This window comes from Paenibacillus cellulositrophicus (genome assembly GCF_009363095.1).
In the GTDB taxonomy this organism is placed as follows: domain Bacteria; phylum Bacillota; class Bacilli; order Paenibacillales; family Paenibacillaceae; genus Paenibacillus_AQ; species Paenibacillus_AQ favisporus.
Genome location: NZ_CP045296.1, coordinates 649719 through 666261, shown reverse-complemented (window position 1 = coordinate 666261; position 16543 = coordinate 649719). Strand labels below are relative to the sequence as shown.

Annotated in this window: 14 protein-coding genes; 3 read left to right on the top strand and 11 right to left on the bottom strand. The window is 51.8% G+C overall.

Features of this window, described 5'->3' with window-relative positions; genetic code table 11:
* Positions 1-265: 265 nt before the first annotated feature.
* Positions 266-1048 (bottom strand): NAD-dependent epimerase/dehydratase family protein, encoded by a 783-nt coding sequence (locus GCU45_RS32690; protein WP_152404319.1) that lies wholly within the window; start codon positions 1046-1048, stop codon positions 266-268.
* A 28-nt stretch (positions 1049-1076) separates the two neighbouring features.
* Entirely contained in the window at positions 1077-1361 is a 285-nt protein-coding gene (locus tag GCU45_RS32685) for a GNAT family N-acetyltransferase (RefSeq protein WP_208837172.1), read from the bottom strand.
* 220 nt (positions 1362-1581) lie between these two features.
* Here GCU45_RS32685 and GCU45_RS32680 point away from each other — a divergent pair, with 220 nt between their 5' ends.
* Entirely contained in the window at positions 1582-2991 is a 1410-nt protein-coding gene (locus tag GCU45_RS32680; protein ID WP_208837171.1) for an amino acid permease, read from the top strand.
* 85 nt (positions 2992-3076) lie between these two features.
* Here GCU45_RS32680 and GCU45_RS32675 read toward each other — a convergent pair whose 3' ends face one another.
* Positions 3077-3760 (bottom strand): hypothetical protein, encoded by a 684-nt coding sequence (locus GCU45_RS32675; protein ID WP_244364710.1) that lies wholly within the window; start codon positions 3758-3760, stop codon positions 3077-3079.
* 179 nt (positions 3761-3939) lie between these two features.
* On the opposite strand from GCU45_RS32675, the gene GCU45_RS32670 reads away from it, so the two are divergent.
* Entirely contained in the window at positions 3940-5451 is a 1512-nt protein-coding gene (locus tag GCU45_RS32670) for a stalk domain-containing protein (protein WP_167527310.1), read from the top strand.
* A gap of 91 nt (positions 5452-5542) precedes the next feature.
* Here the strand turns inward: GCU45_RS32670 and GCU45_RS32665 are convergent, their stop codons facing one another.
* Positions 5543-6085 carry a hypothetical protein gene (locus tag GCU45_RS32665; RefSeq protein WP_152404313.1) on the bottom strand — a complete coding sequence of 181 codons (543 nt, stop codon included), beginning with the start codon at positions 6083-6085 and terminating at the stop codon, positions 5543-5545.
* A 249-nt stretch (positions 6086-6334) separates the two neighbouring features.
* On the opposite strand from GCU45_RS32665, the gene GCU45_RS32660 reads away from it, so the two are divergent.
* Positions 6335-6928 (top strand): NADPH-dependent FMN reductase, encoded by a 594-nt coding sequence (locus GCU45_RS32660; RefSeq protein WP_076165832.1) that lies wholly within the window; start codon positions 6335-6337, stop codon positions 6926-6928.
* 100 nt (positions 6929-7028) lie between these two features.
* Here GCU45_RS32660 and GCU45_RS32655 read toward each other — a convergent pair whose 3' ends face one another.
* The 7 genes from GCU45_RS32655 to GCU45_RS32625 all read right to left on the bottom strand — a co-directional run bounded on the left by GCU45_RS32655 (position 7029) and on the right by GCU45_RS32625 (position 16535).
* Positions 7029-7871 carry a nucleotidyltransferase family protein gene (locus tag GCU45_RS32655; RefSeq protein WP_152404300.1) on the bottom strand — a complete coding sequence of 281 codons (843 nt, stop codon included), beginning with the start codon at positions 7869-7871 and terminating at the stop codon, positions 7029-7031.
* A 112-nt stretch (positions 7872-7983) separates the two neighbouring features.
* Positions 7984-8802, bottom strand: coding sequence for an NAD(+) synthase (nadE, locus tag GCU45_RS32650; protein ID WP_152404297.1), 819 nt, complete (start codon positions 8800-8802; stop codon positions 7984-7986).
* A 15-nt stretch (positions 8803-8817) separates the two neighbouring features.
* A complete protein-coding gene (nadD, locus tag GCU45_RS32645) occupies positions 8818-9432 on the bottom strand; it encodes a nicotinate (nicotinamide) nucleotide adenylyltransferase (protein WP_152404295.1) in 615 nt (204 codons plus the stop codon).
* 10 nt (positions 9433-9442) lie between these two features.
* Positions 9443-10930, bottom strand: a complete 1488-nt coding sequence (locus tag GCU45_RS32640) for a nicotinate phosphoribosyltransferase (protein WP_152404292.1) — start codon at positions 10928-10930, stop codon at positions 9443-9445.
* A gap of 89 nt (positions 10931-11019) precedes the next feature.
* A complete protein-coding gene (locus tag GCU45_RS32635; RefSeq protein WP_152404290.1) occupies positions 11020-11796 on the bottom strand; it encodes an NUDIX domain-containing protein in 777 nt (258 codons plus the stop codon).
* 189 nt (positions 11797-11985) lie between these two features.
* Entirely contained in the window at positions 11986-13575 is a 1590-nt protein-coding gene (locus tag GCU45_RS32630; RefSeq protein WP_152404288.1) for a copper amine oxidase N-terminal domain-containing protein, read from the bottom strand.
* Between the two features lie 137 nt (positions 13576-13712).
* The gene (locus GCU45_RS32625) at positions 13713-16535 is read right to left on the bottom strand and encodes a DEAD/DEAH box helicase family protein (protein WP_152404286.1); all 2823 of its coding nucleotides are present in this window, start codon (positions 16533-16535) and stop codon (positions 13713-13715) included.
* Positions 16536-16543: the final 8 nt, after the last annotated feature.

The following is a 16543-nucleotide window of genomic DNA, read 5'->3' as shown; positions in this document are numbered from 1 at the left end:
ACATGACGCATATTTAAATTTACCATGTTGCTTTTATTTTGGCAACTCTATTTTTGTTTACCTTCTAACTCCGCCTTTCACGGAATAACGTTCCGTATGGCGGAGTTTTTATGTTCCGATGCAACCATTTTGTGCCGAAACTCATTGATCAAAGTCAACAAGAAAAGGAGTTACGCCGCCTGCAGACGACATAACTCCTTCGCTTTTTTTATAAAAGCAATTCCCGCTTTTCTCAGGGACATATTCAGAACTATATTTTCTATGCCTATTCCTTCTTTACCCCTGGACCGCCTTGGTATACCCCTTCCTCCTGCTTGATGTCGTCTTCGTCCAGCCCCTGCCGTGCCAGCACGTCCGCCGCGTTGTCCTTTGGCACATAGCCGATTTTTTCGCGCAGATATCCAATATCATAATAATTGTCGTCATTCGCTGAGGTCCCGTACATGGTCAAAAACTTAAGGGATGGATCTGCCTCAATGCAGCATTCGGCCAACTGCACCATATCCCGCCGGGAGATCCAAATATGAGCGGTGCGGTCCGAGTGAGGACGGTCGTCGCCCGGAAAATTGCCGATCCGGATGTTCACAGAGGAAACTCCGTACTTATCGGAATAGTAACGGCCCAGAAGCTCGATATAGCTTTTGCTCAGCCCATAAAAGCTGTCGGGCCGGTGATCCTCGGGCTTGATATGCTCTCCTACTTTATAAAAACCGGTGGCATGATTGGAACTCGCGAAAATAACCCTCGATACGCCGCCTTTACGGGCGCCTTCATAAATGTGATAAGCACCTGTCACGTTAATGGGAAGCACTTTACCGAGGAAATCGTCTTCGTCTTTAGCCCAGCCAAAATGAAGCACCGTATCGATACCCTCCAGCGCTGCCGCCACAGCCTCTCCATCCGTGATATCCAGCTTGCCGACTCCGTGCTCCGGATCGGGCCGAATATCCGTTGCGACCACTTCATACTTGCCTGTCGACCGGAGACCATCCGCTACACAGCTTCCGATCCGTCCGGCTGCACCGGTAACGAGTGTTTTTCGTTTCACATCTCCCACCTCATTTCTTATTGTTCGATCAGCGTTCTTCCTGCTGCCACACATCCTTATAGTCTTTATGCCTCTTGAATTGAACATGGGCAAATGAGCAGGCGGGAATAATCTTCTTGCCTTCCTTCCGGGCCATATCCACCACCGCTTTGACCAGTTCATCCCCGATCCGCTGTCCTCGCAGCTCTTCGGACACATACGTATGATCTATGACGATGGTTCTGTCGTCTACGGGCTGAAAAGTGATTTCCGCCACCGCCCGATCACCCTCCACCATCACAAACCCTTGATCGGCTTCACGGATTTCTCTCAAAATTCCCACGCTCCTTGTGCAAAGTTGTTCCATCTTTGTTCTATCTTCTTTATTCTTCCCCGCCGAATGGACAAGCGAAACCTATAGAGGGCTTAACGTCATAAAATTGGCTCCCCTGAATTTTACTCTGGTGCTTTACCAGAAGAAAGTGTATGATTAATACTTGTCAGTGTTTTTTCAACAAGTCGATGCATTATTCATTCAAAAGGAGTTTGACATCATGACCAGACACAAACTGGGATTCTGGATTTTGACCGCTCTCGTCGTGGGGAATATGGTCGGTTCCGGAATTTTTATGCTGCCCCGCTCGCTGTCCGAAGCGGCCAGCCCTGCGGGCGTCATTCTGGCCTGGCTGGCGACTGGGCTCGGGGTTCTTATGCTCGCGCTGGTTTTCGGAAGCCTGGCTGTCCGTAAGCCGGAGCTGAGCGGCGGGCCGCAAATTTATGCGAAGGAGCTGTTCCGGGAAGGCTCACATGGCTCCCGCCTGGCCGGCTTCATGTCCACTTGGGGGTACTGGGTAGGCAATATAGCCGGGTTTGTGGCGGTGATTACGACCTTCGCCAGTTACCTGTCGACCTTTTTTCCCGTGTTGACCAGCGATAAGGTGTGGGTGGATACCGGAATATTGACGTTAAAGGCCGGCAATGTGCTGACATTTATCGTCTGCTCGCTTCTGCTGTGGGGCACGCACGCCATCTGCATGAAAGGCATGAACGGTGCGGGCCGATTGAATTTTATAGCGACGGCTACCAAAGTGGTTGGCTTTGCCTTGTTTATTATCATTGCATTATTCGCTTTTCAAAAAAGCAACATCGGCCCCTTCCTGGCTCCACGGACCAATGACAACGGCGAAACGCTCAGCCTGCTGTCCCAGGTCAATGCTGCCGCTGTTGGAACGCTGTGGGCTTTTATCGGCGTCGAATCCGCCATGGTCTTTGCCGCCCGCGCCCGCCGCAAGCAGGACATCCGCCGCGCAACCATTGCCGGGCTGCTCATCTCCATCGTCCTGTATGTGGGCATCAGCATCTTGACAATGGGACTGCTGACGCAGGATCAGCTGATGGCTTCCCAGAATCCGCTGGTGGACGGTATCACAGCGGTAATCGGTCCGATCGGCGGCAAACTCCTCGCTGCGCTGGGCTTGATCAGTCTGCTTGGATCGACGATCGGCTGGGTGCTGCTGAGCGCCGAGGTCCCGTTTCAGGCCGCCAAGCTGGGCGTGTTTCTCCCTTCCTTTTCCAAGGAAAACGGAAAGGGCATGCCGAAGACGTCGCTATGGATCTCGAACGCGGTCGGTCAGGTTCTGCTGCTGTCGACGATCTCCGGCTCGATCTCGGCCGCGTTCGATTTTATCATTTACATTGCTACGCTTGCCTATCTGGTCCCTTATTTGATTGCTTCACTCTATCATATTAAGCTGATTTGGACCGGAGAAACCTTTACGGCTCGCAAAGAACGGGTAACCGAGGGCATGATCGCGGGGCTTGCGGCATTGTATTCGCTTTGGGTCATCATCGCGGGAACGGCGGATTTGAAAACCTTCCTGCTGGGCATTGTGTTGATCGTCAGCGGCATTCTGTTTTATCCGCTGCTGTTCAAGAAAGGCAAGGTACGCGGCACATCAAACTGATCATTACTGTATGAAACACAAAAAGGCGGCCATCTTGGATGGACGCCTTTTTCATAGGGTGCCGTTGCGACAACAGCTTCAACTTCTATGGCTTACCGATATACAGCTTACCGTTCGCAAAAATCGCCGAATATCCGAGCTTGTACAGCTCGAAATACGGAGCAAGCGGGTCTCCTTTAAGCCCGTATCGGTGCCATTGAAGGTAGTACGAAATCCAGTAGTCACAGGCAATGGAATAATAAGCCTCGCTCAACATTTGAACAGGTTCCTGATCATCCGTATGCTCACTCACCAGTTCAAACAACGATTCGTGTACGACGGGATCATACTCCTCTCGGAATTTTTCGAATTCGCTGCCGGATACGATGACTACTTCGGAGACCGTTCCGAGATACGCCGATGCCTCAACCGCTTCCTCCAGCTCGGCATGATCGTCCATCAGCTGCTTCAAAGCGAGGATATGCCTTTTACCGAGATCCCTGAGCTCCTCTTCGGATACATGATCGGATTTTCCGTTAAAATACCCGGGCACCCATTCCCCTTGAAAGTCCTGCGGATCCAGCATTTCATAAATCGGGAGGATACGTTGTAAAAAGATATCACCGTCTTCCAAGGGTGCGAACGTAGCTTCCACCCCTTTTCCGCTGGGCATATAGATTTGAAAATAGCCGTAAAACATCTCTTCTTCAATGGGCCCTACAGTTTCTTCAGCCTCGTCTTCATCCATCAATCCAAGCACGTATTTTCCATACTCCTGCTGATCGATCATATCCGCCTCCTGTCTCTAGATTCTACTAAATAGAATTATAAAGCGGAGGGAGCGGCCGGGGCAACGGTTGGCCGGACACGGAGCTTGTCCGATTAAGATTATGCTTGGGCCGCGCAACTTCCCACATGATGCTTGCGTCTTGATTAGTAGATTCAAGTAAAAGAACACGGAGGATGATCATGAAATATTCCCACTTCATGCAAGGGGTGCTGCTATCTGCAATGGTTGTGACGGCGGTATCACCCCATTCGCTTGCGGCAGCATCCACGCAACCGGGAGATCGAACGGATTCTGCAGCACGGTTATCGGTTTCCAGCTCTGCAGAGTCACCGGCCGCGTCAGCTTCCAGCACTGCTGCTTCGGGAACGGCTTTCGTTCAGGTAGCAGCCGGGAATTATTATTCGGTCGGACTCCGGGCAGACGGCTCGGTGTGGACCTGGGGAAGAAACTTATTGGGCGAACTCGGTATTCCCGATACTACGGCCGTTTCCAGCATGGTGGCACCTGTTTGTCTCAACACACTGCCACCATTGAACTCGATAGCTACCGATGGGTATGGTTACCAATTAGGTGTCGCACGCGACGGTACGGTTTGGGAATGGGGATCACGACCGGGCTACGTCCGGGAAACCCAGGTTCCGCGAGCACTCCCGGGTTTATCCGGAATCTCGCAAGTAACGACACTGCAAAAATACAGTGTTGGTCTCGGAAGCGATGGGTCCGTTAAAGCGTGGATGAGAGATCAGAAGAGCGGCGATTCGAGCCAGCCGATTTCAGTTAAGGGCTTGAAAAATATCGTCCAGCTGCAGTCAGCATCCGATTATATCTGTGCGCTGGATTCCGCCGGATCTGTCTGGAGGTTTACGGTGAATACTTCAGACAATCAGCTCCACCTCTCCGTACCGGTCCAAATACAGGGTTTGCCGGCATTGAAGCAAATTTCCACGCAGCATGCCTATGACGCTTATGGAGTAGACAGATCCGGCAAGGTTTGGAAATGGTCGTCTATCCAAGCTTCTTCCGGCACAGAAAAGCTGTATGTAAGACCAGTGAGCATTCAGCCGTCCCTTCAGGTTCAAAATGTGTATGCTTCCATCGGTTATATGTTGCTGGTGAACCGGCAAGGCGAAGTGTGGATGTACGACGGCAAACCGGGCAGGTCGGCCGTTAAAGTCAAAGGACTGCAGCGGATCGTATCGGCATCGGCCGGGGATACCCATCGCTTGGCCGTTGATGCTAAAGGCCAGGTGTTCGGCTGGGGAGCGAACAATTGGAACGAGGTAGGCGTCGCGCGTAATGCGGGTGATGGCATGGAATACGCACCGGTTCCCATTCAGCGGCCGATCACCATTCGTATCAACGGCAGCTTGCTCCCCGCCTCCTTCCCGGCAGTCAATAAGAATAACTCGATCATCGTCCCTGTAAAAAGCATAGCGAAGGAGCTCGGAGGCTCTCTCGAGGCCTCTACAACTCAGGAAGGGACCACTTACAGGCTTCAATACGGCCAAACTACGGTGACTTTCCATCCCGACTCGGCCGAAGCAGCCATTCAAGGGCAGTCCATTGCATTGTCCTCCCCGGTAAGTATGATAAACGGCGCCGTCATGGTGCCAGCCTCCCTGTTCAAACAGCTGGGATGCCAGGTCGATTGGAATCCGACTCTTGCCGAGCTGAGCATTCAAGGCAAGTAACAGGCTGTTCATGCGCAGAAAGCACACGCCGCTAAATGCGGTGTGTGCTTTTTTCATAGCGTAATTGCCTAACGATGATTGTAGCTAAATTTCATTCAGCGGTGATATGTTTAAGCAAAGCCAACAGCTCTCTGATCCTGGGAGCAAGGTCCTCGTTTCCGCTCATGATCCGCGTGAATTCCGCTACTCCCTGTTTTAGCAGCACACCGCTGAAATAATAATATCCGTAAAAAGAATCCGGCTCATAGCCGCGAGGTTCTTCTTCCTCCCACTCCTCCTCGTCTCCGTCTTCTTGCACGGGCCAGAGGTACTTGTCATCCAGCAGCTCATCCATGGATGATATTAAACCCACGTCTCGAATATTCTGATCTGCTAATGCAGAAGCTACAGCAAGGTATAAATCGATCTCTTCGATGGAAACCTGTACCGGCTCAACCGTCCTTAGTTTCTCCATCAATACAAGAATGGTCCAAGGGGTCACCTGCCACAAGGTCCCCTGATGTTCGATCAATCCCGCTAGGGAAGCGTACTGTTTTTCTTCAATGAACCGGGGAATGTCCGTGCCTCTCCCATAGGCCGTCGTCAACCGATGCCATGGAACGTCTGGGATCTGAATATCGGTAATAGCCTTCATCGCATGATTTCACCTCTCGCTCTTTTTCTTACTTGCTTGCTTTGCTTATATTTACTTCCACGCCGCAGTCCATGCTTCCTTTATCCGGGTATAACAGGTTGGTATCTCAGTTACTTAAATAAAGTTTTTATGTTGACAACATTAAATTTAAAAAATATAATAACTTACGTAAAGTAACTTACTGATGAATTCAGACTGCAGTCGGTTCATTAATCCAAATACATCATAGATGGTTCAGGTGGTGCAAACATGTCGTTTTTCAAAAAATTATTTGGCACAGCAGCCAAGGAGGAAGTTACAATGAGCAAATTGAACATCGGTATTATTTTGGGAAGCACGCGTCAAGGCCGGGTAAGCCCGCAAGTGGGACAATGGATCAAAGAAATTGCCGACCAACGCGGTGACGCTAACTACGAAATCGTGGATATCAGCGATTATAATCTGCCTTTCCTTGGAACGACAGACGGTTCCGAACCTGGCATCGCCGCTTGGAACCAAAAGCTCGGAGAACTGGACGGCTTCGTGTTCATCGTTCAGGAATACAACCACAGCATTACCGGCGCGTTGAAGAATGCGATTGACTTCGCCCGTGAAGCGTGGAACAACAAGGCAGCAGGGATCGTGAGCTACGGTTCCACCGGCGGCGCCCGTGCGGCGGAACATCTCCGCGGTATCCTGGGAGAACTTTTGGTTGCCGACGTTCGCGTTCATCCAACGCTGTCTCTGTTTACCGATTTTGAAAACGGATCGGTCTTTAAACCGCAAGCCCTTCATCTGGACAATGTTAATGCGATGCTGGATCAAGTCGTGGCTTGGAGCGGAGCCCTCAAGACTTTAAGATAATTGTATAGTCAATCCAGATAAATGCAAAAAAAGCTGCCGAGTTAATCGGCAGCTTTTTTGATATTCACCACTACTATACTAATTATTCCTCAGCCTGCTTTTAATCCCCCGCGGTGACCAGCCGAGTGGTTTCCTGCACCAGTTTGCGCAGAATATCAAGCGCCTCCTGTAACCGTCCCGCATCTGCCGATACCAAGGTAAACATTTGATGGACCCGCTCTGCATAGGCTGGCGGCTTGATATCGAAAGCGTCGGCGAGGGCAGTCGCTCCCTTTTCGTTCATGCAATACTGATGATTTATGGCGAACAGCACCTGATTCAAGCAGGATACCGCCCTAAAGCAGCATCCGCTCACATAAGAGATGTCTTTCTTGGCGAGCCCTTTCATCCCGATGTCAAGCGAAAATTCGGCTTCCCACAAAAACTTGCCGATGACCGCTTGCCTGTATATGGCTGGGAAAGGCGACGTTTTGGACTTCAGTGCGGTAATGATGTCCGCAGAATCCCATAGCACTTGGCACAACGCGACTTCCGCCATGTAAATGGCGTTAATAAAGCCGTGAGGATGGCCTGGCTGATAATCAATCGTGACGTTTCCCGCAAGGCATTCTTCCATCACCATGGAGACTTTGCGGATATCGCGGTACAAAAAATCAACCGGAATTTGTTCGACTTGCAGCCAGCCCCCGCCATTGATCCAAGGTCCCCATCCGCCAATCTCCGTGATCAGGTCCTTTCGGCCCTCATCATCCATGGTGGCTGCGATCCGGCAGAGTTCATCGATATCCAATCCCTCCACTGAATCGTAATAGATACCGATATCGATATCGGATCCGGGATGATGCGTCCCTCTGGCTCTGGAACCACCAAGTACGATGGCCCTGACCCCATCAACCTGACAAAGATTCTGTGTTATTCGATGGATTATGGACTGAATATCCATGCCGGCTCACCTCATTCAACTCTTTTCATTTATTATAGCAGCCGCACAAACCGGATTTACGGTAGAAAACGATTTAACGTAAAAAAGCACCGGCTAAAGCCGGCGCTTGGCCTTATTTCCACCATTCATCAAATGGGGTCACAGGCAGCTCACGTTTATGCTGCGAACGGTCGTAACGCTGCTCGATCTTGAGCTGCTCCTGCGGGTCAACCTGCTGCCCGGTCAAATACTGGTCGATCACTTCGTATTCCATGCCCAGCTCGGTTTCATCCGGCTGCTGCGGCTTGTTGTCCAGCAGATCGGCCGTAGGCGTCTTCAGATACAACCGCGCTTCGGCGTCCAAAGCTTTAAGGAGCTTACGGCCCTGCTCTTTGGTCAGCCCGGTCAGCGGCAGAATATCCGCTCCCCCGTCACCGAATTTCGTGAAAAACCCGGTGAGCGCTTCGGCAGCATGGTCCGTCCCGATCACCAAACACTGACGCTCACCGGCAATGGCGTACTGGGCGATCATCCGCATTCTCGCTTTGACGTTTCCTTTATGGTAATCGGAAAGCCCACCTCCAGTAGATTCAGAATAGATAAGGGCGAAAGCGTTGACGGCATTCATGATGTTGAAATCATAGCTCTCGTCCGGCTTGATAAAATCCAGCGCCTTCTGCGCATCGTCCTCATCCTTCTGAATGCCGAAAGGCAGCCGAACCGCGTAGAATTTGGCCTCATATCCTTCCGTACGCAGCTCCTGGACCGCAAGCTGGGCAAGGCGTCCTGCCAAGGTCGAGTCCTGCCCGCCGCTGATGCCGAGCACGAACCCTTTGGCCCCTGCCTTTTTGCAGTAATCCTTGAGGAAACCGATTCGTCTGCGAATTTCCTCCTCCGGCTTAATCTCAGGCTTTACATGAAGTTCTTCAATAATCTGTTGTTGGTTTTTCATATCAATGACTCCCTTCTATCGGTACAGTTTATGTTGGCACATATAAGCATAGCAGTTGTCGGGAACCAGGTAACGCGGCTCACCGCCTCGTTGGAATTCATCCCGGATATACGTCGAGCTGATTTCCATCGCGAGCCCTTTGTCGATCAGATGAAATGTCTGTCCGTCGTCGGCGTTCCGCAGAATCGGCGATTTGCTGATGGCCGCCAGCATGTTGATTCCGTCCCGAGCCATCACGATAAACTTGTTTTCCTGGATGAGCTCCTCGGATTTCTTCCATTTCCCTTCCCCGATATCAAGCAGCAGATCCGCACCCATGATAAAATAAATGTCTTCGTCCGGGAATGCCTCCTTGTAATGCTTCAGCGTCAGATAGGTGGCAATTTCCCATCCTGCTTGCTTCATCTCATAATCGTCCGCGACAAATTTATCATTGCCATCTATCGCAAGTTGAATCATGTTCCACCGGTGCCCGTCGCTGGCATGCAGCGATTTATCCGGCCTTTTGCTTGAACAGGGCAGGAAGATCACCCGGTCCAGCCGGCAGCGGTGGGCCACGGTGCTTGCCGTCCACAGATGCACGTTGGTAATAGGATCGAACGAGGATCCGTAAATTCCGATTTTCGCCATGTTCCCCTCCTTAAGGCTGCAGCTGCCGCTGGATGTCCCGCTGAATTTCGTCGATCAGCCTCATTTTGTTATCCCAGCATGCCTGGCTCAGGTTCACCGGATACTCTGCCGGATTCAAGATCCGCTGATATTCCTCCCAAAGCACCTGAAGATTGTCACGCGCAAACGTTCTGATGTCTTTCAAGTCCGGCAGTTCATACACCAGCTCTCCGCTGTCAAAAATTAGATGATGGAGCTCCCTTGCCTCAAAACCGGTCACGAACTTGGCAATATACGTATGCACCGGATGGAACATTTTGAGACGTGTCTCTTTCTGTGGTTCTTCATGCTCCAGCGCAATATAATCGCCTTCCGATTTGCCGTTGCTCCGGTTGATGATGCGATAAACCCGCTTTCTGCCCGGGGTTGTAATCTTTTCGGGATTTGAGCTGATTTTAATGGTGTCGACCATTTCACCAGTTTCATTCTCAATGGAAATCAGCTTGTAAACGGCTCCCAGTGCAGGCTGATCGTAAGCGGTAATGAGCTTGGTTCCGACACCCCACACATCGATCTGCGCCCCCTGTGCTTTCAGGCTCATGATCGTCTGTTCATCGAGATCGTTGGAGGCATAAATTCGGGCTTGCGGAAAACCGGCATCGTCGAGCATTTTTCTGGCCTCTTTAGATAAATAAGCCAGATCGCCGCTATCCAAACGTATGCCTTTGAAGGAGATCCGATCGCCGTACGCTTTGGCCGCCTTAATCGCGTTCGGTACTCCGGACTTCAACGTATCATATGTATCGACAAGAAAAACGCAGTCCCGGTGGGACTCTGCATACTTACAGAAAGCGGTATACTCATCCCTGTAAGCCTGAACCATCGCATGGGCATGCGTTCCTGCCGTCGGAATGCCGAACAGTTTGCCGGCCCGCACGTTCGATGTCGCATCAAACCCTCCAATGTACGCTGCGCGCGTTCCCCAAATGGCCGCATCCATTTCCTGGGCCCGTCTGGATCCGAATTCCATCGTGACGTCGTTTCCGGTAACCTGCTTCATGCGGGAAGCCTTCGTTGCGATCAGAGTCTGATAGTTGACGATATTCAGCACAGCAGTCTCGATTAACTGAGCTTCCGCCAGCGGTGCCTCAATCCGCATCAGCGGTTCATTGGCGAACGCCAGCTCTCCTTCCCTCATAGACTTCACGATTCCGGTGAAGCGGATCCCGGAGAGATATTTTAAAAATTCGTCGCTGTATCCATCTTCCTTCAGGTAGGACAGATCGGATTCCGTAAAACGAAATTGCTGCAGATAGCGCACCACCCGTTCCAGTCCGGCGAAGACGGCATAACCGTGGTGAAATGGGATTTTACGAAAATAAACCTCGAACACGGCCCGCCGTTCATGAATTCCATCCTGCCAGTAGGACTGCGTCATATTGATCTGATATTTATCCGTATGCAGCGCAAGGCTGTCATCTGCATGAAGATTGGTATCCGGATTCGGTTGCTGATTCATGCGTTGGTCCTCCTTTTGTAAAATAACAATTAACCAAATGTTAAATCAGATTTCGAAAAAAATAAGATCTTTATTTTCGCACAATGGATTTACTTCTTGCTGTGATATATGGAGCTGCTGATATCCGCATCCACAAAGCGGTACAGCTGCGTCGGTTTCTTCGATGTTCGGCTCGTCTTCTTGCCGGCCACCTCCTGGATAAACGGGAGGGACTTGATCTTTCTGGCAAAAGCCGCATCCAGAGCAATCGCCGAATCTTTCGTTACGGTGAGCAGTACGCTCTGCAGCTCCGAATAGGTGAACTCTTCAGGCAGAAAATCCTTGGCCGCCGTCGTCTCCAGCAGCTTCCGCCGGATGACGGCAATGGCGTCCTGGATGATGACTTCATGGTCAAACGCCAAGTCCAGCGACAGGACGTCGTCGACCGGAAACAGCTCAACCTCGCTCGCGTCATCATTGGCTGCTCTCTGGGACAGATGGCGTTCGGGCACGATCGCATAATGCGCGTTCGATATGATCCAGCCCCGCGGGTCCCGACCCGGCGTATCGTATACGCCAAAATGCTTCAGATGAATATGCTCGACCCCAGTCTCTTCTTTCAGTTCCCGCTGCGCCGTTTGAAAAGCTGACTCCGTTGGTTCGACAAAGCCGCCCGGCAGCGCCCACTTCCCTGCTTCGATGTTGGGGCGGCCCTCACTGTCCGTCATACTCCGTTTGATGAGCATGATTTGCAGCTCCATAACAGGCGGTTTAAATGCTTCCGTCTTCTCCGAACGGATTGTAAAGACCGCGATGTCGGACGTATAGCCGTCAGGTGTGCGGTACTTTCGGACATCGTATTGCTGAAGTGCTTGTTCGTTGGACATATTTGCCTGCGCCTTTCCTGTTTCGATTTACAATTAACATTTTGTTAATTAATAATATACCTGGGGTGTTTTTTTGTGTCAAGGGTTATGTTGCCAAAATAATAAAAAAACAAGCCGACTTCTGCGTCGGCCTGTTCAAATGTTTCGGTCAGGAAGCTGTTAGACAAAATAGGCGGTTCCAAGACCGACCTAATTATTGGAACTTACTTTTAAGCGCTCGAAAGTCTTGACCATTTCGGCATCCTCCAGAAAAATAGTTTTCCCTCCCAATTCTGAACCCATAGCCAGCTTGGTTCCTTCAGCCCTGTAAATGCTGACGGAATCCCCGGCAGTGAACTCTACCGACATACCGTGGAAAAACGTTTCGGGAAATATCCTTGGCAGCGTCACTTCCGAGCCTTCGGCAGTAATTTTTTTAAGCATCCGGCAAACGGTACGAATCCCCTCCTGATCCTGCTTGTTCGCTCCAATCAGTGGTTTGTAAATGAGGTCCCCATCCTGCATATGAACAGACTTTACAGTGTCGACGGCGCATGAAGCGGCCATCTCCTGAAAGCTTCGCTCTTTAGGGAGTGCCTTCCGTTCTTCAGCATAAGAAGGCCGTTCGTAGGTCAGCCGCTCGGAGCGGGCGTTTTTTGGGAATGGACTGTGATAGGCGAAATCTAAAATTCCATAACCGGGATACCAAGAATCCCCGGCGAAGCTCAGCGTATCTCCTGGATACGGCGTCTGGTTCTCACGGGCGTATGCCAAATCTTTACCCGTTAAAAGCTTGTCGGCGAGTACCGTGGTTGTCTGGTCCCTCAGGTCGATTAACGTCAACAAGCCGGTGCGGCTCGGCCGGACCACTAAATAATCCGTTCCAACGGCCTGAACGCCGAACACGTCTTCCTGCTTGGTCAGCTCCGACAAATCATGCGTGGCAACGATCTTCCCTTCGTCGTTATATACCCACACGATCTTTCCGTCCGTCAGCACCGTATATTCGATCCAGCCTTTAGGATCATATACCTGATAGTATGACGTATTCGGTTCGTACCGGAGGTCATAAGCCGCATGCTTCTGCTCGACGATTCGGTTATTGCGGATAAGTAGGGAGTAGACATCATAATGGGGCTGAGGGTTCGCGTATTTGTCCACAAAGGTTAGCACCGTATTTTTCCCATTTCGAACCGCCCCATCGGTCGTAACGGTCCCTTTAAATTTAGCATCCAGTTTACCGATCGAGGTTACATCAGTTTGTTCATCTTTGGTTAGATACAGGTCATGGGTAACCTGATTCAACCAAATCGCATAGGGCGTTAATCTCATGTAATCGTCCGATTTCGTCATATGTACGGTTTGCGTGGCCTTATCCCACTTCACTTCCGTTCCCATAGCCTCGGAGAAAAAGCGCAGCGGGGCATACACCCGCCCGTCGACCATTCGAAGTGGCGAGGACAGGGCGACAAGCTGTCCATTGACGCTAGCGCTTTTCGAGCCAAAAGGCAGCTTCACGGTGAGCTTTGGATACCTCATTGTTACCGTTTTGGCCTGAACGTTCCAAGAGACCAGGGTACCGAGCACTTCTCCCATATCCCGGACCGGCAGATAAACCGTACCTTTGTCCAGGAAAGGGGGTGTTTTCGGATTTGCAGCTTTACCGTTCATCGTCAAGTTAATGCCAGTATTGGTTGCCGCGGAATTATCGGCGCTAACAGGCAGTGCAATTGCAAATGCAGCAGCGGCGGCCAGAAAAGCAGCCGGCAGAAATGAATTCCATCGTCGTTTGAAGCGCATCAGATAGGATCCTCCCGTTATAAAAAGATGAGTGCCTAATCAATAAACGCCGGAAATCAGCTGTTGGTTGCTGCCCTGAGAAATTTCCCCGTAAATAATTCACCAGCTTCAGTGCCGCATGTGATGGTTTGCCCGCCTTACCGCCAAGCGCTGACCCGCTCGGATTTGCGGACAAACATCGACGTCAGGGACTTCGCTCTCGCATCAAGCAGCTTCTTGCGGCCCTCGGGAGTCCGGGTATAGACCAGCTCAGCCGGTCCGATATGCTTGCGCCACAGAACGGCAAAGCGCTCGGCATGTTCCTTGCGGCGTCCGATCTCCTCCGGGACGGCATGATAATCATGCGACCGGCCAAACCACCGCCGTGATGTGCGATAGACTAAATAGCGGGGATTGTCGATCGGATCGAGCAGCTGCTGCAGGGCATTGAGAAACAGCGTCTTTTCATGCGTACTCCCATCCCTCAGCCAGCATACGACGGTTCCCCCTTCCTCCTGGGTTCCGATCAGATGAATACTCGGCGCGGGTTGGACCAGCTTCATTTCATACAGCACGGTGTATACGGCTAATCCGACTTCGCGAATACTTCGATCCAGCGACTGGTGCTTGAACGTCATTTTTGCAGCCTTGTAGATCCAGGGGCTGGCACAGACGGCCGCCAAGACGGCAGCGATGCCGAATTTGAACCATCCAGGTGCATCCGAATGCAGCATTTGAGGCGATGAGGCCGCGTCAAAAAAGGTCTCCAAACCGAGCACCAACGCGAAAATAAGAACCGCTTTGACCGTATAGGGATAAACCACCGGCCTTGGAACGCTCTTGCCTTCCGCCTTCAGCTCCTCGGTCATCGAACCCTGCAGGGCAACGGCTGATGCCCAGTGCTCCTTGAGCAATTGCCGCTCCTTTGCCCTTTCCAATGTTTGTTCGTTGTACAGCTCAATATCCCTTTCCGCTAACTGTCCCGGCCCCAATCCCATTCGCTCCATACCGGATTCGCTCGTTTCATTCGTAATGGACAAGCCCACCAACGAGCGGAAACGTCTGGCAAGAGACGCCATATCTTCTCCTCCATCCGCAAGCTCCGTATCGACACAGGCCAAATGCCATATCGCCCCGGTTTTGTCCGGATTTCCGCGCTGCGAACGGATCGCACGCCCCCGCATCTGATTGGACAGCATAAATGAGCCTACGTAGGAGGCCATGATCATCGAATTGATCCCTGGCGCATCCCATCCTTCGCCCAGCAGCGCGGCCGTACCAACGAGTACGCGGACACCGCCTTGGTCAAAGAGCTCTGTGGCCCATTCGACGATAACGGAACGATTCGAATCGCGCACATCGATCGTCACGTATTCGGAATCATGGGCGAGCGGCCGCTCCGTGAGCGTAATACCGCGCTGACCGGCCGTTTCCCGCACCCATGCTGCCGCAGCGACTGGCAGGATCACAAGTGAGCCGGTAAGAACGCCGATGGGGAGCTCTCGACCGCTCGGTTCTTTTTCTTTAAGCCGTCTGCGGATGGTTTCGAAAATCGGGACCACTCCGAGGCGCTGAATCGGCTGTTCATCCCCCGCTTGCTTAGGCATATCTTCCTTCCGGATATAATCGGTCAGGATGACCATGCGCAGGCCTTCGCCTAGGACCGATCTCTCAATATCGAGGATATGTTCGATTTGCTTCAGCTTCGAAACGCTGTGAACCAGCATTTTGTCCAGTGCCGGGGTGGACCGCAAGTACACCTTTCGCCGCTCAATCATGCCGAGTTGGCTGAGCCGTCTGCGAAATTCCTTCAGCTCAGGCCGATCTGAATCCACATGGGCATCTTTAAACAATACCCCGTTCAACAGCTCCTCCAGCCATTCGTCGCTTAGATTAGGCGTATCTGCTTCTTTGAGCCCCAGCAGCCTGACCGCATCACGCCACACCGGCTGATTCGCCGCCCGTAAGAAAATGACCATGCTGGAGTAATAACCAGGGGAAGATAATATCTCTTCCATGTGGGATTCCGCGTCCGTGATCCAAGGGTGGCCGGCGATCAATTCGGTTATGAATTTGTCCCGGATGAGCTCGCCCCGCAGCCTGGCCGCATGCATGCGAAACTCGCGGAGCTGCGCCGCTTCCTTCTCCTCAGGCGGGGTCAGCATGATGTAATCCTGATGCGGGCATAATTCGCCATGACGGACAAGCTCCGGCACGCTGATCTCCTCATCAATCGGCCCGCACAGCTCGATATAACGCTGCCACTCGTTCGGATTCACGTCATACGGCGGCGTTGCTGTCAGCGCAATTTGGGTCGGCCGCTCCAGCATGCCGCACAGCTGAACCGCGCTCCTCCACCAGGACACGCGCAAATGATGGGCTTCATCAAAAATGACGGTGTGCAGTCCCAGCTTCTTCAGCTTTTCAATGATCTCTATCGCTGCTGAAGGCTGGCCCACCTCGTCTTCCTTTTCCGCCTCATCCGTGTCTTCTGGAATCTCATGCTCCTCCGGAGCCGATTCACGTTCAGTCGCAGCATCTTCCGTATCATCGACCGCAGTTTTCATCCCGTGGTCACGTAGAACAGTAGACTGCTTGTCTCCCTGCTCCTCATCCTTTTTACCGGCGGCGGAGAGAACAGTATGTAAGGCCTGATATGTTGTAATTGTGACCATGGCCGGATGATGAATGGAAGTCGACAACCAGTCCGGGCGTATGTCTGTATCCAAAAAAAGCTCCATGAAGCGGTTTGCCCACTGCTCCTTGATCGTCAAAGTCGGTGCCAAAATGATCGTCGGCCGGTTGATGCGCAGCATGACTTCCAGGCCCAGAACGGTTTTGCCGGATCCGGGAGGCGCAACAAGATGCAGGTGCTGATTGCGCAAATGCTCGTCCAACCGGTCCAGTATCCGCTTTTGATAGGAACGCCACGGATAGCGAAATTTGATATGGTCAGGAAAAGCCTTGGTCTGATTCTCCATGGCGGTTC